This window comes from Mucilaginibacter tolerans (assembly GCF_030519375.1).
Taxonomy (GTDB): domain Bacteria; phylum Bacteroidota; class Bacteroidia; order Sphingobacteriales; family Sphingobacteriaceae; genus Mucilaginibacter.
This window is the reverse complement of record NZ_JAUMKB010000005.1, coordinates 57,862-81,280: the sequence shown is the minus strand read 5'-3', so window position 1 is coordinate 81,280 and position 23,419 is coordinate 57,862. Positions and strand designations below refer to the sequence as shown.

The window sequence follows — 23,419 nt, the reverse complement described above, 5'->3', positions numbered from 1 at the left end:
TCAAGCGTGCCGCTTGAATGCAAACAAATTATGTGTCCCGCTTAAATAATAACTCACTTTTGATTATAGATATTAAAACAGCATGTCGTAGTTAGTTTAAGCGGGACGCTTAAACTTTTGTGTGTCCAAACGGCACGCTTGGACAGGCGGTTATTTAACGGTGTTTTGTCAACTGACTTTAGACTGACATCTGTTACCGGCGAAATAATTATTTTCAACCGCCAAACAAAATAAATGAAGGATAAAAAAGGGTTTGAATTTCCGGCGGTACTGGCGGTATTGTTGGCGATAGCCAGTTTCCAGGGTGGCGCCGCTATTGCAAAAGGTATATTTCCTGTATTAGGCGCGGCTGCGACTTCTTCGTTAAGAATCGTTTTGTCGGCCATTATCCTGATGCTTTTTAACCGGCCCAACCTTCGTAATGTGACGGCCGCACAATGGAAAGCTGTTGTTTTGTACGGTCTGACCTTAGGGACAATGAATACCGTCTTCTACATGGCAATCTCCCGCATACCGCTGGGCTTGGGTGTCGCCATCGAATTCTTGGGACCTCTGGCGCTTGCCCTTTCCGGTTCCAGGCGCCTGGTAGACTTTTTATGGGTGCTGCTTGCAGCCACAGGGATAGCGCTGATAGCACCGTGGAGCAATAACCGTTTGGATGTTATTGGCATACTGCTGGCCTTGCTTGCAGGCGCACTCTGGGCGGCATATATTTTACTGGGCGGGCACATATCTAAAATAATGGATGGGAGCAAAGCCGTTACCATCGGGATGATCTTTGCATCTCTGCTGGTGTTGCCGGTAGCCATCGGGAACGGGTTGCTGATCAATTTCAGGCCCGCGATGCTGCTGCCGGGAATTGCGCTGGCCCTGCTCTCCAGCGCTATCCCTTTTACCCTCGAGATGCATGCGCTGCGGAAGATCCCCGCAAAAACGTTTAGTATTTTAATGAGTTTGGAACCCGCTGTAGCGGCTTTTTCCGGTCTCCTTTTCCTGCACGAATACCTGTCTTTTTACGAATGGCTTGCCGTAGCATTGGTTATTATTGCAAGTGCTGGAGCTACATTAACGGGGAAAAAAACTCCGCCTGTTGCACCGGAGAATTAAATTCACTGGTCACAAGTACAGTTAAGTATTTAAGTTTCAACAATTTGATAGTGTTCACGAGCGTTCACGCGCCGTGAACGTGAACACCAGTGAAAAATATTCTAAAATAAATTTGCGTAACTCAAAAGTTACTTATACATTTGGGTAACTTAAAAGTTACTTATTATGGAGAAAGCAATCATTCACAAAGTATTTTATTCCCACGCACCCGCGATTGTGTGGGATTACCTGACCAAAGCCGAGCTGATGGAGCAATGGCTGATGAAAAATAATTTCGAGCTGAAACTGGGCCACGATTTCCAGTTTACCGTGGGGCCGATACCAAGCCTCGAATTTGACGGCATGGTTTATTGCAAGGTGCTGGAAATTGAGCCATTGAAAAAGCTGACCTACTCCTGGAAATGCGGTCCGGGGAATGGGCAGATCACCATCGATTCCATTGTTACCTGGACCTTAGAGGCTAAAGACAACGGAACGGAGCTTTTGCTGGTGAACGACGGATTTAAAGAAGCCAACTTCAACGTAATCATCTTTAATGCAATGGAAAAAGGCTGGTTGGATAACATGAATAAAATTAACAAGGTCATAAACGAAGTAAAAAATGGCAGTACCCGCGCTTGACGTATTCCAGGTGATAGCTGACCCGAGCAGGAGGCAAATGCTGAGGATGCTTTCGGAACAGAGCCTGCCCATCAATTCATTAGCTGAGCATTTTGATATGAGTCGCCCGGCCGTATCCAAACATGTGAAGATAATGTACAATGCGGGCTTTATTTCGATAGAAGACATTGGCAGGGAGCGTTACTGTACCCTGAAAAAGGACGGTTTTGACGAACTTCAAAAATGGATCAACTTCTTCGATAACTTCTGGAAGACAAAACTGAAAGATTTGGAAACACTATTAAACAATAAAAATAAAAAGTCATGAAAGCAGCAACATTAACACAGCAACAAAATTACCACAGCAGTATTGTGGTAGATGCAAGTGCAATGGAAGTATTTGACAAGATCAGTCGTGTAAACGAATGGTGGGCGGCAAACTTTGAGGGCAGCGCTAAAAACACAGACGATACTTTCAAAATATGGTGGGGAGAAACCACCGTTACCTTTAAGATTACGGAGGTTATTCCGGGTAAGAAAGTTACCTGGCTGGTTACCGATTGTCATTTGCCCTGGCTGAAAGACATAAAGGAATGGAAGGATACCGAGGTCGTATTTGAAATTTCGGAAGAAAAAGGCGCCACCAAAGTTGATATGACGCATGTAGGGTTAACCCCCGAGGTAGAATGTTTTGAGAATTGCCAGGCCGGCTGGAACCATTACTTCAACAAGAGCTTATTTAAATTTATTGAACAGGGGCAGGGTGTGCTGCAAAAAGGATAAGGAATATGAGGAGCTATAAATGAAAAGACCAACCTCGCGGGCTGGTCTTTTTTATCATAATTATGATAGTGCTAACTGCAAACCGCGAACTGTTATTTACTGCTAACTGCCAGCTGCGAGCTATCAACTGTCCTTCCCGGATAGGCTTTTAAGCCTTCTTCCAGGCAGATCATGGCTTTTTCAATATCGTTATTGTTCAGTACATAAGCCAGTCGTACTTCGTTAAGACCTGCACCGGGAGTACTGTAAAATCCGGTTGCAGGGGCCATCATCACGGTCTGGTTTTCATAGCTGAACGCCTCCAGCATCCATTGACAAAATTTGTCGGCATTATCAATAGGCAAACGTGCCACCACATAAAATGCACCACCCGGATTAGGGCAGTAAACGCCTTCCATATGGTTCAGTGCATTTACCAGTGTATCACGGCGATGGCTGTATTCTTTATTAACCGCCTCAAAATAGCTGCCAGGAGTATCTATGGCAGCTTCACCTGCAATCTGCTCCACCATACCTGGACTTAAACGGGCCTGTGCAAATTTTAGCCCTGTATTCCAAACTTCCTTGTTTTTTGTAATGATACAGCCTAAGCGCGCGCCGCATGCGCTATAGCGTTTGCTCACGGTGTCCAGTATAATTACATTCTCATCCAGTCCGCTCAAGTGTATTGGCGAAAGGAATTCTCGTCCGTCATAGCAAAACTCGCGATAAGCCTCGTCTGCAAACAGGTACAGGTCATGCTTCAGTACCAATTCCTTTAATGCCTCCATTTCCTCTTTTGAATAAAGGTAGCCTGTAGGGTTGTTGGGGCTGCAAATGAAGATGGCTTTTGTTTTTTCAGTAATTAACTTCTCAAATTCGCTGATAGGGGGAAGCGCAAAGCCATTATCGATGTAGGATAAAATCGGTCTTACCACAACGCCGCTCTGGCAGGCAAAGCCATTGTAGTTGGCATAAAATGGTTCCGGAATAATCACTTCATCATCAGGATCCATGCAGGCCATCATCGCAATGATAATTGCTTCCGAGCCACCGGTTGTAACCAATATATTATCAGGGGCGATGTTATACCCCAGTTTATTATAGTATTCTGTCAGCTTCTTGCGGTAGGATAAAGTACCTTCAGAGGCCGTATACGCCCAAACTTTAAAGTCGATGTTCTTAATGGCCTTCAGCATTCCTTCAGGCGTTTCAATATCCGGCTGACCGATATTGAGGTGATAAACTTTCTTACCTTCCAGCTTAGCTTTATCGGCAAAGGGGGTAAGTTTACGTATGGGAGAAGCCGGCATCAGCTGTCCCTTTTCTGATATTTTTGGCATGGTGCAAAATTAGCAAAAGAAAATATTAGGAATTCAATTAAAAATTGGGGTCTTTTTTTGTTGTAGTAAAAATGACAAAAAAACAAGAAAGCCTCCTGAGATATCAGAAGGCTTTCAATTATGCTCTGCAAATCTCTTTACTTACTACTGCTTGGCGGGGCCTTGGCGACAACTTCGCCTACTATATTTAAGTATTTAGTAGGGGTTTTAGCGTTTGAAGTAACCACAATAGTTTTATTAAATGGCATTACAGCCTGTGCATTATAAGTGATCTTGATGAGACCTTTTTCTCCGCTTTTTACCGGGGTTTTAGTGTAATCTGCAATGGTGCAGCCACATGTAGGTTTCACATCTGTTAGAATCAAAGGCTCTTTGCCGATATTGGTAAATTCAAAGACAGTAGTAACAGGAATGCCTTGCGGAATTTTTCCGAAATCGTGCTTTTCCTCATTAAACTTAAATTCGGCTTTTTCGCTATCTTGCGCCGAAGCGGTGAAGGCGAAGCCTAAAATAACCGCAAAAACTAACAATATTTGTTTCATATTTCGTTTTGATTAATACAAAGATAAAAGGTTTAACGTAAATTAAAAACTATTAAACGTACAACATGTTTTGTGTGTTACATATGACGAATACAAAATAGAATTTTATACTTTTGTCCACCAAACAAAATATTATTATGCCCGAAACTGTAATGGGTGCTTCAAGTAAATTCAGTGCGGCTGAACTCAGTTTTGATGATTTCCAAAAGATAGTGATCAATGACTATCGGATTGGTTTCGAAAGCCGGCAGGCCAGTTTGATTGGCAGGCGGGAGGTGTTGACTGGAAAGGCCAAGTTTGGAATTTTTGGTGATGGTAAGGAAGTGGCGCAACTGGCTATGGCAAAGGCATTTCGGGCGGGCGACTGGCGTGCGGGATATTACCGTGACCAAACTTTTATGTTCGCTACGGGCATAAGTAACCTAAGGGAATTTTTCGCACAGTTATATGCGACCCCGGATATCGAAAAAGATCCGGCATCGGCTGGGCGACAAATGAACTGTCACTTTGCAACACGTTTTGTAAATGCTGATGGTACATGGGCCAATCAGGCAGAGACGTTGAATTGTGCCGCTGATATTTCTACAACCGGAGGTCACATGCCCCGGTTGCTGGGCTTGGCTTATGCATCCAAATTATACCGGCAAAATCAGGAGCTGGAGTATTTAAAGCAGTTTTCTGTTAATGGCAATGAAGTTGCTTTTGGCACCATCGGTAATGGCTCTACCTCTGAAGGCTTATTTTTTGAAACATTTAATGCTGCCGGAGTATTGCAGGTCCCTATGGCTATCTCTATCTGGGATGACGCTTATGCTATTTCTGTTCCGGCGAAACTGCAAACTACTAAAGAAGATATATCAGAGATACTAAAAGGGTTCCAGCGCGAACAGGGTACCAACGGTTATGAAATATTCAAGGTGCGCGGATGGGATTATGTGGCTTTGTGCGAAACGTACGAACGCGCCATTGATGTCTGTCGCCGCGAGCACGTTCCCGTGCTGATCCATGTAACCGAAATGACCCAGCCGCAGGGGCATTCTACCTCTGGTTCGCATGAGCGTTATAAATCAAAAGAACGGCTGGCCTGGGAAAATGAACACGATTGTCTGTTGCAAATGCGTAAATGGATGATCGAATCAGCTATTGCGACCGAAGAAGAAATGGACGAGCTGGAAGCCACTGCAAAAAAATATGTGCGCGAAATTCAACGGGAAGTCTGGAACGAACTGGCTGCCGAGATTAATGAGGAAATTGGGCAAGTTTCGACGCTGATTGAACAGATAGCGTCTGAAAGTGAAAATGCAGAAAAACTCAGGGCCGTTGTTACTGAATTAAAAGCGACTGTCGATCCGGGTCGTAAAGATGCTATTTCGGCCGGGCGGAAAACTTTGCGCATCACTGTAAATGAAAAACTAAGCAGCAGGCAAAATCTAATCAATTGGCTGAACGATGAACGCGTGAAAAATGATGAACGTTTTAGCTCAAAACTGTTTACTGAGACCGCTGCATCGCCATTAAATGTACCTGTTATCAACCCAATATATGGTAGTGACTCAAAACTATTAGACGGTCGGGAAATATTGAATGCCTGCTTCGATAGCAACTTTGAGCGCGATAAATCTATCGTAGCTTTCGGCGAAGATGTTGGTGCTATTGGCGACGTGAACCAGGGATTTGCCGGATTGCAGAGCAAATATTCTGATTTGCGTATTTCAGATACAGGTATTCGTGAAGCAACTATTATTGGGCAGGGTATGGGTTTGGCTATGCGCGGCTTAAAGCCAATAGCCGAGATACAATACCTCGATTACCTGATCTATGCGACTACTGTTTTGAGCGATGACCTGGCTTCTTTAAGCTACCGCACACGCGGGGGGCAAAAAGCGCCGGTGATCGTTCGCACCCGTGGGCATCGTTTGGAAGGAATTTGGCATTCGGGATCTCCGCTGGGTTTGATTCTGAACGCCATGCGTGGCCTGCATATCTGCGTGCCGCGCGATATGACGCAGGCTGCGGGAATGTATAATACACTACTGCGGGGTGATGAACCCGCGTTGGTGATAGAATGTTTGAATGGATACCGTTTGAAAGAACGTCTGCCATCCAATGTAGGAGAGTTTACTGTTCCATTAGGTAAGGCTGAAGTGTTGAGAGAGGGTGCCGATATGACCGTCGTTTCCTATGGCTCAACATTGCGAATTGTCATGGAAGCAGCCGAAGAACTGGAAAAGATGGGCATCCATATCGAAGTGATTGATCCGCAAACATTATATCCTTTTGATACAGAGAATGTTTGTGGCAGCTCGTTAAAGAAAACCAACAAGTTGCTGGTTGTCGATGAAGATATGCCGGGAGGTGGTTCAGCCTACATTTTGCAAAAGATATTGGAGTCACAAAATGGCTACTATCACCTGGATTCACAGCCTAAAACTCTGCCGGCGAGAGAGCATCGCCCACCATATGGAACCGACGGCGACTATTTCAGCAAACCTTCAATGGATGATGTAGTTGAGATTGTGTACAATATGATGAACGAAGCCAATCCAGGCAAGTATCCAAAATTGTATTAATTATTACATTCAGTTAATCTTATTCTGAATAAAGTGCCCGTATTTTTGCGGGCATTATTTTTTATTTATGGATATCGCTTTTTCTACCATATCAACTATTATTAAAAAACGCCGCAGCACCAAGCCTGTGGCCATGAACGGTAAAAAAATACCGGACTACCAGATCGAATCCCTTCTGGAACTTGCCGACTGGGCACCTACACATGGTTTTACCGAGCCCTGGCGCTTTGTCGTCTACGCTACGGCTGCTGACTTTTCGCACCAACATGCTGAATTATATAAATGCAGCACTATGCCCGAAAATTTTGACCAGGCCGTTTATAACAAACTGCATGATCAGGGCGATAAAGCCTCGCACGTGATATTGGCTGTTATGAAGCGCGGCAATTTGCCTAAAATACCTGTTATAGAAGAGGTGGAAGCTGTTTCTTGCGCGGTACAAAATATTCTGCTGGGGGCAACAGCGCTTGGTATAGCATCATTCTGGAGCACTGGAGGCATGGCCCTGCGCCCACCAATGAAAGAGTTTCTGAAGCTTACCGAAGATGATCACGTGATTAGTGTTTTATATCTGGGTTATGCTGATACCAGTCCCGAAGGCAGCCGCACTATTCCACTTGAAGAAAAAATTACCTGGGTACGCTAATTTAACCCTAACCCCGCTTAAGTTTTTAACGTATAAGAAATTAATTGATTGGCTTTGGTTTTTAATCTTGTTGTAATTTATTTAATTATTAGTATAAAATAAATTAGATCTAATTTCGTTAGTAACTTTAGATAATTTAGTTTATACATTTGTAATTCACAGCAATATAACCTAATTAATTTAGCCTTAGTCAGTTGAAATTTTTATTGATTAAACGTAAAAACAAATTAACGGAGTATGAAGAGACGCTTCTGGGGAGTATTGTGTGCACTACTGATCTTCACTATTGCTATTATTAGTATCAGCTGGAAACCTGATACAAAGAAAAAATCAAAAAAAGCTACAACAAAAGCTGTAAAAGCTTTCCCTGCAAAGGAACATTTTACTCAATATCTTGAGGATATTTATAATAATGCCCAGTTAGGTGAAACGGGACTAGACCTTGTCGTTTTCCAAAAAGCCGTAACCGGATATTTTAATCTGAAGGCTGCTAATAAGGTGCCTCCGTATAGCTCAATTATTACCATTGTGGATTTGGCTAAATCAAGTCGTACCAAACGCATGTGGATTGTTGACGTGATTAATAAAGAATTGATCCTTAACACCTGGGTGGCACATGGAAATGGCAGCGGTGATGATTTACCAAGCTATTTCTCAAATGCAAGCGATTCTCACGCAAGCAGCCTTGGCTTTTATGTAACAGAAGGCATCTATAATGGCAAACATGGCCGTTCGTTACGTTTGAACGGTATGGACGCAGGTTTTAATGACAACGCCCGTGCACGTTCAATAGTGGTACATGCAGCGCCCTATGTTTCACAGGGATCGATCAACCAATTAGGTCGCCTTGGACGCAGCGAAGGCTGCCCGGCTGTATCGCCAAAAGTTGCTAAGAAGGTGATCAATATCATTAAAGGCGGCTCTGTATTATTTATCAACGGTAACGACAGAAGCTATAATTCAAGATATCTCGATACAGATGTGGCCGCTAACTATGTTTACCCAGGCAGCATATCTGAAACAGCAAGCCTTTAATTTCAATACTCAGCCGGAAGGTATTTTTTGAGGTGATCGTACAGTACAATGTCCAGCCCATACACATCACCCCTGAACTGTAACTGCCCGTTAGGGTCAGACCAGCAAGTGACATAGGTAATGTAAACCGGTATTCGTGGCCGTAGTGCAATGTCCTGCGAGGTGCTGTCGTCGTCATTCATATCCTTTACAATCCGGTTATATTTCACCGTGTCGCGGAAGAGTGTATGTGCCAGATCGAGCGGTTTTTCCAACCGGACACAACCATGGCTCACCGCACGCATTGAATACCTGAAGGCATCTTTTGCCGGAGTATCATGCAGATAAACGTTACTTCTGTTTTCGAACAGGAATTTGATTTTCCCTAAAGAGTTATCAGCACCGGGTTGTTGCTTAAACTCATAGTCGTTATTTTCTTTGGTTACTTTTGACCAGTCTATTGTTTCCGGGTCTTTTATTAGTTTATCATTCAGATAAACATTAATGTTTTTATTCGACAGGTAATAAGGATCTTTAGCAGCTTCTATGATGATCTCTTTTGTTGCTATGCTCCTGGGAATATTCCAAATCGGATTTACCTGAACGCTATGTATCGTACTGCTAAGTAGAGGAGTTTCGTGTGCATACGGGTTATCTACTCTGCAGGTATCATTATAGTTTTCAAGGCTGTTCAAATATTTCTTGTTGCGACCTTCCCCAACGCACACCTTCATATTCAATATGGATTTGCCGCTGTCGATCACGTCCAGGTGAAAATCAGGAATGTTTACATATACATATTCGTTATCTGTTGGTTTATTTTTCCAGCGTAAACGTTCCATATTTACCAATAAGATACGCCTTGTTTCTTCTTTTGACATTTTTGGCGCTTCGTATCCCTCTAAATAAGCTTTTTGCAGGGCTATATATTGAGGGTCTTTTGGTTGGATGCTATCCAGGTAGGCAGGTATATTCTCTACAGTGAATACCCTGTTGATCGACGCACTATCCGGACGTTGTGTTTTTATAAAGTAACGGGAATAGAGCTTCTTTGGACTGATAACACCAAATTGCAAATCGTTGGAGTAATCGATCAGGGAATTGGCAGCTAATATTTCAAGCTGAGAAATGTACTTGTAGGCGTCATGCGGGGTTTTGATGGCACTTTTACTATAAAATTTATCCATCAATGCGGTGATCTGGTCGGGCTTGAACAATTTCGGATCGAGGCCATGCTCATTAGCTTTTCTGAATTTGGAAACCATCGCATCCAATCCGCCATCCCAAAGCTGATATAATACAAAATCAGGTTCGTAGTCGTTTTGCGCATAGTGATCCGAAACCCAATCGGGATTGGTCATACCATCTCGTTCTCTTTTAAGCTCTCTTTTAAAATAGGCCGCAAATTCGTCCGGATCAACATCTTTAAAGACAGCATTATGTGTCTTTTTATAGAGGATGGAAGCCATTTCAGAGCGTTTTTTCTTACAGCTCTGGATGAAGGTGGTTAGGCAGAAAAGTATTAATACTAAAGCAAAACAGGCGTTTGTTTTAGTACCTGTGGATATTGTCATATAAAAATTTCAGTTATAAAGTATAGGTTAATCAATGACTATACCAAACTAATATACTTATTTTACTATAAATTTGAGCAGACGTTAAAGTCTGTTTTACGATCGCAAAGTTGAACATTATAAATCATTTATAATGCAATTAATAATTAAGTTTTGTTTGTAATAAATTTTATGGCCGAAAGCGATAATAATAAAAGAGAGGTTTGGCTGCGTGGCCCAGTGCCCGGTATACCGCCTTTGCTGCAGCCTGTAGCGCACACCATATTGCAAGCCAGGGACGAAGTGAACCGGTATATGGCTGATTTTCCCGAAATATTTCTTTGGGTAAAGGCCGGCGGGATGGCATCGCCCGGGTTCCATTTACAGCATATTACCGGTATCCTCGACCGCCTTTTTACCTATGCAAGAGGTGAAGGATTGAACGAGCGGCAATTCACTTTCCTCTCCAACGAAGGTAACGAACCCGAACGCGATGGAAGCGTTCACGATCTGTTGGAAGCGTTGAATAAACAGGTAGACAAAGCTATTCAACAATTAAGCAATACTGAGGAAGCGACTTTGACGGAAGTTAGGGGAGTGGGTCGGGCACAAATACCATCAACTGTGCAGGGTTTGTTATTTCATGCTGCCGAACACATGATGCGGCATACAGGGCAGTTATTGGTGACAACGGGAATATTAAAGAATTAGATTCAATTTCCTAATTTAGCTATACCCCTAATACCTGTAAACCTTCATATGACGATAAAACCTGAATGCATTAGAATAGTCTGGGTGAGATTATTCATTATTTGCGTTTGTCTCTTCTTTTGCCATTTATCCTTACTCGCTCAAACAACAATTTTGGGTCGTATAATTAATCGGGTTGATAAAAAGCCTATCGCTAATGCAAGTATATTTTTAAGTAATACTACTATCGGAAATGAATCCTCTGCCGATGGCAATTTTATTCTTAAAGGCATTAAATCAGGAAAGTATCAAATTATCGTGTCTGTTGTAGGGTTCAAAATGTATAATGAAAACATTATCGCCAATGATCATACAGTCGACCTAAATGATATTGAATTAACACCCGATATCAAAACGTTAAAAGAGGTAAGTATTCATGCTAACTCTAACGTCGATAGGGAACAATATTTGAAGTGGTTTAAAGAACAGTTTATAGGAACCTCTGATCAGGCATCCAGATGTGTGCTTTTAAATCCTGAAGTATTGGATTTTGATTACGATAAAAATAAATCCCTTCTTACGGCATCTTCTTACGATTTCCTGAAAATCGAAAACAATGCTTTGGGATACAGATTAAAATATCTTGTTAACAATTTTAGTTTTTGTACGAACCCAGCACTCAATAATGACTTGCATTATGATGGATCGGTCCTGTTTGAGGAGATCAAGGGCAACCCATCACAAGAAAAACGCTGGAGAAAGAATAGGCAAGAAGTTTTTGAAGGATCTGAAATACATTTTTTACGATCATTGATAAATAATCGATTAGAAGAGGAAGGTTTCAGAGTATTGCAATGGGCAATATACCAGAACCCTGAAAGGCCTGCGGATAGCATTATAGATTCGAAAATTCTATCGTTTGAGAAGTTAAAAACTGTAAACGGCAAAAAATATAGCGATTCAATAAGGGTTTGGAAAAAAAAGCGGGAATTGAAGAAAATACTTGAAACATTAATGGATTATCCTTTGGACAAGGATGAGATTGTCAAACCAACCGACCAGGAAGATTTATATGCACTAGGTTGCGATATGGACAATCTGCATGTTACTTATAATAAAGAGCATAATTTCCCCAAGAAAGGATTGACATATCATTTGAACGATCGATATAATAAGGAGATAACCATTATACAATTTAAGCAGCCCTATGCATTTTTTGATAAGAACGGGACAATTGCCAATGTAGACGGGATCGCCCTTAGCGGGGCCTGGGCGCAAAACAGAGTAGCTGAATTATTGCCTTTTGATTATGATTCAGATACCTGGCAATAGCTTAAAGTATGTATATCAAATCTGCTTAGCTTAATATGTTCTGAATAGCTCTCAAAGAGTCGATTCTATATGTCGGCTTTTTGGTTGGATACTTATTCCATGGATCGTATAACACAGTTTCGATATCCAAAGCTTGAGCTGCTTTTATCTCCGATTCAGGATCATCGCCAATCACAAGCAAATCGCCAGGAATATAATTGTACGTTTGCATGATTTCTGTAAAAACATCCTTCTTGGTTTGGGAACTAACCTCAGGGTCCACGATATAGATGTGCTTGAAATCGTTCTCAATACCCAGCATCCTCACTTTACTCCATTGCAGTTTTGAAAATCCGGTAGTCACCAGGAATTTGTCTAATTGAATTGATCTTACATACCCATAATCATCAAATGGCTGCATCGGCAGATCATAAGTCATATTTCTGAGCTGACCGATCATTTGGTTTCGCACTTCCTTATTTAGATTAAACTCTTCGGCAATATGCTGAAAGGGCCTACGCGTCATCTCATCCTTAATCTTATTTACCTCATCCGCATCATCAGCATTTATAAATTCTGCATATTGATCCAATTTAGCGAACAGATCAGCAAAAAGATTTTCTGCAATAGAACTTACCGGGTAAATGGTATTATCGAGATCGAGTATAAGAGCCTTTTTCATTTGATTAAAATACGGTTTCCTCTAAAGGGACTACAACACTTTTTTTAATGCTGAAACGATAGAGCAGGACAATACCAATAGAAGCAGCAAGACATATAGCCCCAGTTATCCACCAAAGTAAATTAAAGCTTACATACATAATCACCTGGCCGCCAATAACCGGCGACATAATTGAAGCTGCCGACCATCCCATTGAATACAATGCGGCATATTCACCCCGGTTACGGGCATTAGTGCGCATTATCCAGAACGAGTTCATAAACGGCATGGATAGTATTTCGCCCAGGGTGATAAACAGCAAAATTATATATGCCGAATAATAAGCTGATGGCAAGAAATTAAGCAGGACGAAGCCGGCTCCCACTAATAATATGCCTTTGTAAATATATCTGAGGGGATGGTTTTTACCCTCAAGATTGTGAACAATCACCATTTCAAACAAAACGACCAGCAGGCCATTGATCCCCATTAATCCACCGATAAACTGCTCATTAAAGTGCCATTTGGTTTTGTAGAACAGCGGTTGCATGGTGAATAACTGGAAGAAACAAGTAGCATACAGGATAAGCAGGCCGATGAATATTAAATATACCCAGTCGCGATAAGCGGATGTACTTGCATTGGTCAAAGTATCCTTAACTGATTTGGTCACTTTGGAAAATGGTAACAGCTTTATAAGCATCAAAGCGGCCAGGATATTGGTGCAGCCGTCAACCCAAAACAATAAATGGTAGTCGATATGCGCCAACGTACCACCCAGAAAGCCGCCAAAGGCCCAGCCAAGATTAACCGCAAGGCGATTTAGTGAATTGGAACGTGTTCGGTTTTGTTCAGTACTGTAGTGGGCCACAGCTGTAGAGTTTGCCGGTCTGAAAGCATCGTTACAAGCACTTAGGATGAAAGAGAAAATACCTACAGAAACAAAAGTTCGTTGGAATCCCAGCAATATAAATAATAAGCCGCCAATCAGCAAAGCCAATACCTGGACATAGTAGAACCCATACTTATCAGTTATTTTTCCGCCGATAAATGCGCCGAGAAGTGAGCCTATCCCGAACAGGCCCATAATAATGCCCGTCTGCTCCACGGTGAAGTGTAGTTTCTGGGTACAGTAAATCGTCATAAACGGAATAACCATCGTACCGCTGCGATTGATGAACATCACCAGGCACAGGTACCAGCTATTTATCGATAACCCACTATATGCTTTTTTGTATAATTGGATGGTACGGGAGAGCATTTACACAAATATAGTTTTTGATGTGCAAATGTGCAGATGGATGGATTTACAGATTTGAAAAATATGACGATGAAAAGATATGCGATGCGTATACCCTTTTACGTTTTACCTTTTAGCTCAAAATAGAATTCCTGTTCCTAAGCCAATGATCAGCTATGACCAGCGCCGCCATTGCCTCTACGATAACCACCGCACGCGGCACAACACAAGGATCATGACGGCCTTTGCCGGATATTTCGGCGGCATTGCCCTGGCTGTCAATTGTAGGCTGGCTTTGCATGATCGTGGCCACAGGTTTAAAAGCTACTTTGAATTCGATTGGCATACCATTGCTGATTCCGCCCTGTATACCGCCTGAGAAGTTGGTGATGGTTTTAATTTGATTGACCTGGTTAATGAAGATATCATTATGCTCAGAGCCGCGCATTTCGCTGCCCGCAAAGCCTGAACCATATTCAAAACCATGAACAGCATTGATGCTCAGCATCGCCTTGCCCAGTTCGGCATGCAATTTATCGAAAACAGGCTCGCCTAAACCAACGGGACAGTTCTGTACGTAGCAACTGATCTTTCCGCCAACAGTATCACCTTGCTTGCGGATAGAATCAATAAACTCAATCATTTCCTCAGCAGTTGCGGGGTCGGCACAGCGCACAATATTTTGCTCACGCGCATCAATAAACTCCTGAGCGTTGATGATCTCAACATTTGGCGCGTTGATCTTGCCTACACTACTGACGTGTGCTACAATCTCTATTCCTTGTGATTTCAACAACAGTTTCGCCAAAGCACCAGCAGCAACACGTGCAGCAGTTTCGCGGGCTGACGAACGGCCGCCACCGCGATGATCACGGATCCCGTATTTGGTTTGATAGGTGTAATCAGCATGTGAGGGGCGGAACACATCTACGTTATGCGAGTAGTCCTTTGAGCGCTGGTCCTCGTTGGGGATCAGCATAGCAATAGGTGTTCCGGTAGTTTTACCTTCAAATACGCCTGAAAGTATCTTTACTGTATCGCTTTCTTTACGTTGGGTAGTAATCTTTGACTGACCCGGACGGCGCTTATCCAGTTCGGACTGAATATACTCCAGGTCGACATCCAGTTGAGCAGGGCAGCCATCGATGATCACACCGATTGCTTCGCCATGCGATTCGCCAAAAGTTGTTATTCTGAATAATTGTCCGAATGAATTGCCTGCCATGTTAGTTTAGATGTGCAGATTTACTGATGTGCAAATCTGCAGATTATTTTAGTTTGTTTAATTTATTAATGTCATTGCGGGGAACGCGGCAATCGCATGCTATATAGGGCGAAGATGCATGGTTCGCGATTGCTTCGTCGCACCCCGGCGCCATCCGCCTTGCGCCTGGCAATGACAAAAGGTTATTTTATCAGGTTGTACTCAAATCCCACCTTTTTCAGATCTTCCCAGAACGCTGGGTAAGATTTCTCTACCACCATATAATCCTCAACTTCTATTTCTGAGATCAGTAACGCCAGTGGTGCAAACGCCATCGCCATTCGGTGATCGTCATAAGTATGGATGAAAATCTTTTCGGGAATGAACTTTTCGCTGCAATCGAGCTTATAAACCTGACCTTTTTCGATCAGCTTCACGCCGATCTTGGCCAGTTCGTTTTGTAATGCTTTAACTCGGTCTGTTTCTTTGATCTTTAAGGTTTCTAAGCCGGTAAAAGTAGCTTCATGTCCTAATGCTGCACACACTACAATGATAGTTTGTGCCAGGTCGGGGCAGGATTTCAGGTCGAATATTTTCCGGCCTAGTGGTTTAGGCTCCTTTTTTAAGTGCACCCCGCCATCTTTGAACTGCGAAGTAATGCCGAAATTCGCCATAATCTCGGTGATAACACTGTCACCTTGGAGGCTGTAGGCTGTTAGGCCCGGCAGGAACAACTCAGCTTCGTCAGCCAATGCCGCTATTGAATACCAATAAGAAGCTGCACTCCAATCGGGTTCAACAGGTAATGAGGTCTGCTTAAACTCCTGATGAGGTATATGGATGCTATTACCAATCCATTGATGCTGAATGCCAGCCTGCCGAAGCATCGAAAGGGTCATTTCAACATAAGGTCTTGAGGTTAATTCGCCATCAATATGCAATATCAATCCCTTCGGTAATGTAGATGCAATCAATAACAGTGCAGTAATATATTGGCTACTTATATCTCCCTTAATATTGATCTTCTCTTTTTGCTGGTTTCCCAGAGTGCCATTGATCTTAATAGGAGGGAAGCCCTCATTTTCCACATACTCAATATGAGCACCCAGATCGCGCAAAGCATTCACCAATATGCCAATAGGTCTTTGCTTCATGCGTTCGCTGCCTGTCAGGATCACTTCTTCATCCTGAAAGCTGAAATATGCAGTAAGAAAACGCATCGCCGTACCTGCAGGACCTATATTGACGAGTCTTAAGTCTTGAGTCTTAAGTTCAGAGTGCTGACTTCCGACTTCCGACTTCTGAGTAAGGACTTCCAATAGCGTCACCGTATCGGCCGCATCCGAAATATTCTCCACTTTCACCTTACCTTTACTCAGCGCCTCAATAATGAGCGCCCGGTTGCACTCGCTTTTTGAGCCGGTAAGATGGATTGTACCGCTAACTGACTTGCCTTTTTTAGTCAGGATTATATTTTCCTTCATATTTGTTTTGCTACAGAGCTATGATAATGAGTGTTTTATCTCAAATATCGCATCTCAAGTCTCAAATCTAATTACGCGTGGGTCAGTTTTTCCTGTGGCTGTTCTGATTGTCCCTGGTTCATGATCTCGGTTTGTTTACGGATCGATTCGCTATGCATCAATTCCAGCAATTTTTCAGCAAACTCAGGGCTCAGTTTCAATGCTTTTGCATAAGGAATGCGTCTGTTCAGGATCTCTTCCCAACGGTTAACCTGCAAAATGGTAATGCCATTTTCTTTCTTGTAGTTACCGATCTTTTCAACAATCTGCATCCTTTCACCCATTTTCTGGAAAACGATATCATCGATCTTGTCGATCTGGCTGCGAAGTTCCGCCAGTTTGTCTTTCAGGTCAGCACCTTTAACTTCAGGTTTGCGTAGGGTTAAGCGGTCTAATATATCTACCAATGCTGATGGAGTGACTTGTTGTTTAGCATCGGTCCACGCTACGCTTGGGTCGATATGCGATTCTATCATCAAGCCTTGCATATCCAGATCGAGCGCTTTTTGAGCAACATAACCTAATAGCTCACGATTACCGCAAATGTGGCTTGGATCATTAATGATCGGCAGGGTAGGCGCATGTGTTTTCAGGTTTATGGCCATATCCCACATTGGTTCGTTACGGAAAGCAGTTTTTTCATGATAAGAGAAACCACGGTGAATAGCAGCCAGTTTGGTAATGCCAGCACCGTTAATGCGCTCCAAAGCACCGATCCATAACGACAGGTCCGGGTTTACAGGGTTTTTTACCATCACAGGTACGTCAACGCCCCTCAGTGCATCAGCAATTTCCTGTACGGTGAATGGGTTTACTGTTGAACGTGCACCTACCCAAAGGATATCAACGCCAGCTTTTAAGGCTTCTTCAACGTGCTTTGCAGTAGCAACCTCAATAGCAGTTGGTAAACCGGTTTCTTCTTTGGCGCGGCTTAGCCATTTAAGGCCGATGCTGCCAATACCTTCAAACTCACCCGGACGAGTACGTGGTTTCCAAATGCCGGCACGTAAGGCGGTTACGCGGCCTGTTTTAGCCAGTAAGTGGGCAGTGGCTACTAATTGCTCTTCGGTCTCGGCGCTGCAGGGACCGGCAATTACAAGAGGCTCGGATTTGGCTTTGATCCATGACTCGAGCGGCTGTATGTTAAGATCTAATTTCATACTTGTTTGTTTAGTCCGGAAGTCCGAAAGTCGGCAAGTCCGGAAGGTTTTTTCTTTGGGTTAATTACTTTTATTTTTCTTTCGGACTTCTCCGACTTTCCGATTTAACTACTTTACTATTTTCTTTACACTGATGTACTTACGGGAGATTACTTCCTGTGCTCTTAATTTTTGTTCTCGCTCATTCTGCGTGTGTTCGTCCTCATGGCGCTGATATTCGCCCAGGATATTGAAATTGTGCGTATACTTTAATACCTGTCTGATAGCCGTATCATACTGCTTGTTGTTTTCCCACTCCACGTCCACATAAAAGTTATACTCATTGCGTTTACCGATTACCGGCATCGACTGTATTTTACTCATGTTAATGTTTTGTTCGGCAAATATTTGCAGCACCCGGGCCAAAGCACCTACCTGGTTGCTCACCTGGAAGCACAATGAGGCTTTATTGTTATCCTTTTTCTCTACGTTATCATGATTCGTAAGGATCAGGAAACGGGTGAAATTCTTTTTGTTCGATTCGATACGGCGCTCCAATACATCCAGCTGGTAAAGTTTGGCAGCTAGCGTATTGGCAATGGCAACGGTATCGCGCAGGTTTTCGTCGCGGATACGCTTTGCGCAGGCAGCGGTATCGCTGCTTTCTACAATTTTCAGGTGCGGGTATTCGTCAAAGAAGTCAATGCACTGACGGATAGCAATAGGGTGGGAGGTTACATACTTAATGTCCTCGAACTTAACACCCGGAAGCGCCATCAGGTGCAGTTGGATGGGCAGATACACCTCGCCTACAACAGGGAAGCCATAGCTCAACATCAGCGAATAGTTGGGCAGGATGCTGCCGGCGATGCTGTTTTCGATGGCCATCACGATGTAATCGGCCTCTTTGTTCTGCAAAGCCTCAAAAGTCTGTTTGAATGAGTTGCACTCAATAGTTTGAATTTCCTCGCCAAAATGCAGAAATGCGGCTTCTTCGTGAAATGAGGCCCTGATCCCCTGGATAGCTACTCTTGTTCTTTTATCCTTCATAAACCCGTTTAAAGCAAAAAGTCCCGGCTTGTTCGGCCGGGACTTTTCAGTTTACTTTATATGTTTGTTAGTGCATATTAGTCCCGGCTCTTACTGGTAAAGTAAAAGTAGTAGCCATAAAAATATGCGTTGTTAAACTTCATTGTTTTTGTTTATGCCGTAAATGTACGCTAAAAAAACATTCCGTCAATAGAAAATTTTATTTTTTTGAAAAAATAGGGAAATAACCAAATTTTATTTGCTGGAGAAGCTTACTTTCTTTTGTGATTTTATAAAATGATTATATCTCTTCAAGATTAATTTTATCACAGGAATTGTAAGCGGCGAATCTTTTTCATCATCCAAAACCACCCGTTCATCTATGCATTCCTCCTCAAGGTCTATTGTATTTTGCCTTGTTGCATATGGTCCGTTCCTTAGTATTATCAAATCTATTAACAAAGGTATTCACCCTAAAACAACGAAATTATGATCAAGAAAATAGTATGCATGGCGGCGCTTGTTGGCCTCATCATTACCCTCAGTTCATTCGTGAGCGACATCACCGGGCACTGGACGGGAAAAATTAACGACCAGTTTGATGTGGCTTATGACTTTAAACAGGACGGCGAAGCGCTGGCCGGTAGTACGAAAGGCCCAGATGGCAACGAAATAAAAATTTCCGACGGCACAATAAAAGGGGATGATATCGCATTCAGCATGCCTATGATGGGCGATGTGATGAAAGTGACAGGTAAAGTTAAAGATGCTAATACGATCACCCTTACCTTCAAAGGCCCCCAGGGCGATATGTCGTTCGATCTGACCAAAGCAAAGTAATCGATCTCAAATTACAACCGAGCCAAATTGGGATGGGCTCTGATGCCGAAATTATGTCTTCCGTTTTAGCAGGGTCTTCCGTAGAAGAAGACCCTGTGTTATTTAATGACATTATCAACTTTACATTTCTCCTGGCTTGGTCCTAAAATAAGGCTTATAAGCAGCAAGTCTTTTCAGCAGATCGCTGCCGTCCTCCACTATTTTAGCTTGCTCTGATTTCCCCGCAGGCAAAATAATAAAACCATATGGCCCTTTCCTGTCTCCCAGAACGGCATTATCCGGATTGTTTACAAAAGGGCCATTCGTCGTGTCACCGCCGATGTCTGAATTATTTAAATACGGAGCATAAAACATATAATGCGGCATGCTCATGGTCATGACTTGATTATTAGGCGGGTTGCCCGGGTATACGCGCATAAGCGGAGCCAGCATATAAGAAACGCCGGACCTGGACGGCGCTTTGTAAATGCCTTTCCTGATCCTGTCTATTACGATATCCTTAACCTGTTTAGCGGTATATTTTCCAGACGCCCGCATAGCTGCCACATCCATCGTTACAGTAAAAATTTTCCGGGCGCCCTCAGCGTCATAGCTGATGGGTGCGGCGACATCATTCCTGAACTCTCCCCATTCCCATGCTGTTCTTTCAATATAGCAAATGAAGCCGTTAGTTCCTTTCTTAGCGACGTAATAGCCTTTGGCCGGATCTAACAAGTAAACCGTAGCGTCTTTTCTCAGGTGTGGTGGTAATGCACTTAACGCAAAATCCCGCTCCAGGTCAGGCGGCATTTTTTCAAGCCTCGTGGCGGCGGTTTCCTGGCAAAAAGCCGGAAAGGATATTATTAAACTCAAAACTGATAAGATTGGCACAAAAAAGAAGCATAAGCCCCTGGTGCATTTCTTTGCTAAACTAGTTGAATGGATCATGATGAAGGGAAAATGGTAATATGATCCTATAAAGATATAGCAGGAACGCCAATGCTAATGAGGGGTGAAAATGCCAATCGAGGGGGTGTTTTGCGACAGCCCGATGTCCGAAATTTAAACAGTACTAACTAATATGGCCAATCTCCGGCAGTTGCTTTTCAGCGTCAATGGCCAACCAAAGCAAACAGCCTATTATTAGCACTGTGCCCACCACATACACCGGATAATCAAAACGATGCGTGGCCTGTACAATCTGCCCGAAAATAAGAGCGAGGAAGAACGCACCCATTTGCCCGAAAAAGTTCATTGCGCCGGTTACGGTGCCGGCATTGTTGCGGCCGATATCAGCACACACCGCGTAAGATACCATTACCCCGAACGAGAAGGCAAAATTTGCACCGATAAGACAACATGCAGTCATGGTGTTATTGACAGAAAATCCGGCCACGAACAACAATATTCCACAGCAGCCCAGTCCCAGCATTCCGGTAAGCCGGCGTCCCAATTTAAGCCCTTTTTGTTTCAGCAGCCAGTCACCGGCCGCGCCGCCCGCCAAAAAGCCGCTTATGCCCACCACAAAAAGCAGGGAGGTAACCTGTTTCATGCCGTTTTCTGAAAAACCTCGGCCCTCCTGCAAGTAAACCGGCATCCAGGCAATAAAAAAGTAATTGGCCCACTGGCAGCAGAAATACATCAGCATCAGCGGCCATAAGGTACTGTTTCGAAAGATGAGTTTCCACGGTACCAGGTGCTGGCCATGCTTATGCCGGCACTGTGATTCGATGAGTTGTTTTTCGGTATCAGGCATAGCTTTCATTTGCCAGGGAAAATCGCGGAACCACGTGTAGCATATACTCGTCCATAGTAAACCAATGCAACCGACGACGAAAAATGGCACCCTCCATCCGTAGTTCACCGCTAACGGCACAATAATAAGCGGGGCAAGCGCGGAGCCTATCTGTGAGCCAATGCCTACCCACGACAATGCCTTGCCCGTTTCGCTTACAGGAAACCATCGTGAAACCACCAAAATGGCGTTCGGGTAGGTGCCCGATTCGCCCATGCCGAACAAAAACCGAATAACGAGCAGGCTTATCAGCCCGTTTACAAGGCCCGTAAGCGCGGTAAATATCGACCATGCTATCACTATGCGAATAAAAACCTTTTTAGGACCTATGCGATCGCCAAGCATACCCGAAGGAATTTCGAAGATGGCATAAGCCAGTGCAAAAGTGGCCAGTACCCATCCAAATTTTTCGTTGCTCAGGTGCAGATCAGCCTTGATACGCACACCCACAATGGAGATGCAGATGCGGTCCATATAGGTCAATGTGGTAAGTGAGCAAAGCAACACCAGCACGCGGTAACGATACGGTACCGACAGCCGGTCAAAAAGTTGGTTCATTGAGTCAGGTTAATAATGGTTCAATAAAGTAAAGGTTAATCGGGTAGAACTGCAAGGGGAATGGGTCCGAAGGATTGACTTTAAATTGGAAGCCTGTCCGTTCAGGCCTTTTTTGATTGCAAAAGGATATCCTGCAAATCTCTTGCGATGCGCTATGGTGATTAATTGATCAATTGTTGGAAAGAAAAGCCCGGAGAACGCATTTCTATTTCATTTTGGCTCGAATCAAATTGCGCCTCCGATGCATAAACAAACATTTGCTGCTCATAATCGCTGATAGCAGCCTGGATGGTTTTAAATTTCCCTCCGGTGAGATTATCGGATAAGATCAACGCGTCCACAAGGCCGATATTCACACCCTGACCGGCAAATGGCGGCATTAAATGTGCGGCATCTCCAACAAGCGTTATCGGCAACGGGCGATCACTTTTCCAGGGTCTATCCAATGGCAATTTTTTGGTTGGCAGGCCAATAAAAAATGATGTTGACCGGAATAGTTGCTTGTAACGCTCATCCCATCCGGAGAACCTGTCAGAAAGGAATGCGATAATGCTTTCATTATTTTCAAAGTTTAATCCATTATCACAAACCCATTCTTCAGGTCTTCTAAAAATCAAACCGTAGGTTAATACTCCGTTGTTATAGGGGTTTGCAACTAACAAATTGCCCTCATAGGAAGTCATCAGCCTATGGCCATTGCATAACCGATAAAATTCAGGGCATGTTATTTCGGGCTGAGGCACATCGCCCTGTATAATAAAAGTTCCGGTTTCTTCTATTTCGGTATCCGTTACATAGTTTCTTACTTTAGACATTCCTCCGTTCGCCCCGATTACCAAATCGGCGATCGTAGCAGCTTTATTTTCAAATTGCAATTGCCATTTCCCATCGCATATTTCAAGTCCAACGCATTTACTGTCCCAGACAACAGTCTCGCTTGTTAAACTGTCCAGCAATATTCTTCTCAGGTCATTCCTGTTGATCTCGGGGTTATCGTATAGATTTTCTGGTGTAGGTGTTTTAGTAGACAACACTTTGCCATGCTCATTAGCAAAGGTTATTCCCATCGGTATCGCCGTGGAATAATAACTTTCCAGCAATCCAGCTTTTTTCATGGCTTCCTGTCCTGAATATTTATGCAGATCGAGTGTGCCGCCCCATATCCTTGCCTGGGAATCCTGGTCTCTTTCGTAAACAGTTACGTCTACTCCGTTTGGCTGTAATAGCCGCGCCATAGTCAATCCAACCGGCCCTGCGCCAATGATAGCCACTTTCTTACCTTTTAATAACATGGTTTGCATCGTTAATGAGAA

At 43.4% G+C, this 23,419-nt stretch carries 22 protein-coding genes; 10 read left to right on the top strand and 12 right to left on the bottom strand.

From position 1 onward, the window contains the following. Positions 1 to 282: 282 nt before the first annotated feature. The 4 genes from Q3A68_RS08620 to Q3A68_RS08605 all read left to right on the top strand — a co-directional run bounded on the left by Q3A68_RS08620 (position 283) and on the right by Q3A68_RS08605 (position 2,490). Positions 283 to 1,107 (top strand): EamA family transporter, encoded by an 825-nt coding sequence (locus Q3A68_RS08620; RefSeq protein ID WP_302900662.1) that lies wholly within the window; start codon positions 283 to 285, stop codon positions 1,105 to 1,107. Positions 1,108 to 1,272: 165 nt separating this feature from the next. Continuing rightward, entirely contained in the window at positions 1,273 to 1,728 is a 456-nt protein-coding gene (locus Q3A68_RS08615) for an SRPBCC family protein (protein ID WP_302900661.1), read from the top strand. Continuing rightward, positions 1,709 to 2,035: an ArsR/SmtB family transcription factor gene (locus Q3A68_RS08610; RefSeq protein WP_302900660.1), complete on the top strand. Its 327-nt coding sequence runs from the start codon at positions 1,709 to 1,711 to the stop codon at positions 2,033 to 2,035. The genes Q3A68_RS08615 and Q3A68_RS08610 overlap by 20 nt, the downstream gene beginning before the upstream one ends. Beyond that, positions 2,032 to 2,490, top strand: a complete 459-nt coding sequence (locus Q3A68_RS08605; protein WP_302900659.1) for an SRPBCC family protein — start codon at positions 2,032 to 2,034, stop codon at positions 2,488 to 2,490. Before Q3A68_RS08610 ends, Q3A68_RS08605 begins: the two co-directional genes overlap by 4 nt. A gap of 92 nt (positions 2,491 to 2,582) precedes the next feature. Here Q3A68_RS08605 and Q3A68_RS08600 read toward each other — a convergent pair whose 3' ends face one another. After that, positions 2,583 to 3,812 (bottom strand): pyridoxal phosphate-dependent aminotransferase, encoded by a 1,230-nt coding sequence (locus Q3A68_RS08600; protein ID WP_302900658.1) that lies wholly within the window; start codon positions 3,810 to 3,812, stop codon positions 2,583 to 2,585. A gap of 137 nt (positions 3,813 to 3,949) precedes the next feature. After that, positions 3,950 to 4,354 (bottom strand): DUF1573 domain-containing protein, encoded by a 405-nt coding sequence (locus tag Q3A68_RS08595; RefSeq protein WP_302900657.1) that lies wholly within the window; start codon positions 4,352 to 4,354, stop codon positions 3,950 to 3,952. Positions 4,355 to 4,491: 137 nt separating this feature from the next. Between Q3A68_RS08595 and Q3A68_RS08590 the strand changes: the two genes are divergently transcribed. From Q3A68_RS08590 to Q3A68_RS08580, 3 genes are all read left to right on the top strand, one after another. Then, complete coding sequence (locus Q3A68_RS08590) at positions 4,492 to 6,924, top strand: alpha-ketoacid dehydrogenase subunit alpha/beta (protein ID WP_302900656.1); 2,433 nt, start codon at positions 4,492 to 4,494, stop codon at positions 6,922 to 6,924. Positions 6,925 to 6,991: 67 nt separating this feature from the next. Then, complete coding sequence (locus Q3A68_RS08585; protein WP_302900655.1) at positions 6,992 to 7,570, top strand: nitroreductase family protein; 579 nt, start codon at positions 6,992 to 6,994, stop codon at positions 7,568 to 7,570. Between the two features lie 237 nt (positions 7,571 to 7,807). Continuing rightward, positions 7,808 to 8,605, top strand: coding sequence for a murein L,D-transpeptidase catalytic domain family protein (locus Q3A68_RS08580; RefSeq protein WP_302900654.1), 798 nt, complete (start codon positions 7,808 to 7,810; stop codon positions 8,603 to 8,605). Between the two features lie 2 nt (positions 8,606 to 8,607). Here Q3A68_RS08580 and Q3A68_RS08575 read toward each other — a convergent pair whose 3' ends face one another. Further along, the gene (locus Q3A68_RS08575; RefSeq protein WP_302900653.1) at positions 8,608 to 10,053 is read right to left on the bottom strand and encodes a L,D-transpeptidase family protein; all 1,446 of its coding nucleotides are present in this window, start codon (positions 10,051 to 10,053) and stop codon (positions 8,608 to 8,610) included. A gap of 276 nt (positions 10,054 to 10,329) precedes the next feature. Between Q3A68_RS08575 and Q3A68_RS08570 the strand changes: the two genes are divergently transcribed. Both Q3A68_RS08570 and Q3A68_RS08565 read left to right on the top strand, forming a co-directional pair. Further along, positions 10,330 to 10,848 (top strand): DinB family protein, encoded by a 519-nt coding sequence (locus Q3A68_RS08570; protein WP_302900652.1) that lies wholly within the window; start codon positions 10,330 to 10,332, stop codon positions 10,846 to 10,848. Positions 10,849 to 11,001: 153 nt separating this feature from the next. Beyond that, entirely contained in the window at positions 11,002 to 12,159 is a 1,158-nt protein-coding gene (locus Q3A68_RS08565; protein ID WP_302900651.1) for a carboxypeptidase-like regulatory domain-containing protein, read from the top strand. Between the two features lie 25 nt (positions 12,160 to 12,184). Here Q3A68_RS08565 and Q3A68_RS08560 read toward each other — a convergent pair whose 3' ends face one another. From Q3A68_RS08560 to Q3A68_RS08535, 6 genes are all read right to left on the bottom strand, one after another. After that, positions 12,185 to 12,820 (bottom strand): HAD family hydrolase, encoded by a 636-nt coding sequence (locus tag Q3A68_RS08560; protein ID WP_302900650.1) that lies wholly within the window; start codon positions 12,818 to 12,820, stop codon positions 12,185 to 12,187. Positions 12,821 to 12,824: 4 nt separating this feature from the next. Next, entirely contained in the window at positions 12,825 to 14,060 is a 1,236-nt protein-coding gene (locus tag Q3A68_RS08555) for an MFS transporter (RefSeq protein WP_302900649.1), read from the bottom strand. 112 nt (positions 14,061 to 14,172) lie between these two features. Then, entirely contained in the window at positions 14,173 to 15,264 is a 1,092-nt protein-coding gene (gene aroC / locus Q3A68_RS08550; RefSeq protein ID WP_302900648.1) for a chorismate synthase, read from the bottom strand. A gap of 182 nt (positions 15,265 to 15,446) precedes the next feature. Beyond that, a complete protein-coding gene (aroA, locus tag Q3A68_RS08545; RefSeq protein WP_302900647.1) occupies positions 15,447 to 16,727 on the bottom strand; it encodes a 3-phosphoshikimate 1-carboxyvinyltransferase in 1,281 nt (426 codons plus the stop codon). A 71-nt stretch (positions 16,728 to 16,798) separates the two neighbouring features. Continuing rightward, positions 16,799 to 17,926 carry a chorismate mutase gene (locus Q3A68_RS08540; RefSeq protein ID WP_302900646.1) on the bottom strand — a complete coding sequence of 376 codons (1,128 nt, stop codon included), beginning with the start codon at positions 17,924 to 17,926 and terminating at the stop codon, positions 16,799 to 16,801. 108 nt (positions 17,927 to 18,034) lie between these two features. Then, positions 18,035 to 18,955: a prephenate dehydratase gene (locus Q3A68_RS08535; protein ID WP_302900645.1), complete on the bottom strand. Its 921-nt coding sequence runs from the start codon at positions 18,953 to 18,955 to the stop codon at positions 18,035 to 18,037. A 468-nt stretch (positions 18,956 to 19,423) separates the two neighbouring features. Between Q3A68_RS08535 and Q3A68_RS08530 the strand changes: the two genes are divergently transcribed. After that, the gene (locus Q3A68_RS08530; protein ID WP_302900644.1) at positions 19,424 to 19,774 is read left to right on the top strand and encodes a hypothetical protein; all 351 of its coding nucleotides are present in this window, start codon (positions 19,424 to 19,426) and stop codon (positions 19,772 to 19,774) included. A gap of 120 nt (positions 19,775 to 19,894) precedes the next feature. On the opposite strand, the gene Q3A68_RS08525 is transcribed toward Q3A68_RS08530, so the two are convergent. The 3 genes from Q3A68_RS08525 to Q3A68_RS08515 all read right to left on the bottom strand — a co-directional run bounded on the left by Q3A68_RS08525 (position 19,895) and on the right by Q3A68_RS08515 (position 23,407). Then, on the bottom strand, positions 19,895 to 20,626 hold the full coding sequence (locus tag Q3A68_RS08525; protein ID WP_302900643.1) for a hypothetical protein: 732 nt from the start codon (positions 20,624 to 20,626) through the stop codon (positions 19,895 to 19,897). Positions 20,627 to 20,825: 199 nt separating this feature from the next. Next, positions 20,826 to 22,106 carry an MFS transporter gene (locus tag Q3A68_RS08520; protein WP_302900642.1) on the bottom strand — a complete coding sequence of 427 codons (1,281 nt, stop codon included), beginning with the start codon at positions 22,104 to 22,106 and terminating at the stop codon, positions 20,826 to 20,828. 161 nt (positions 22,107 to 22,267) lie between these two features. Further along, positions 22,268 to 23,407: an FAD-dependent oxidoreductase gene (locus Q3A68_RS08515; protein ID WP_489671731.1), complete on the bottom strand. Its 1,140-nt coding sequence runs from the start codon at positions 23,405 to 23,407 to the stop codon at positions 22,268 to 22,270. Positions 23,408 to 23,419 lie beyond the last annotated feature (12 nt).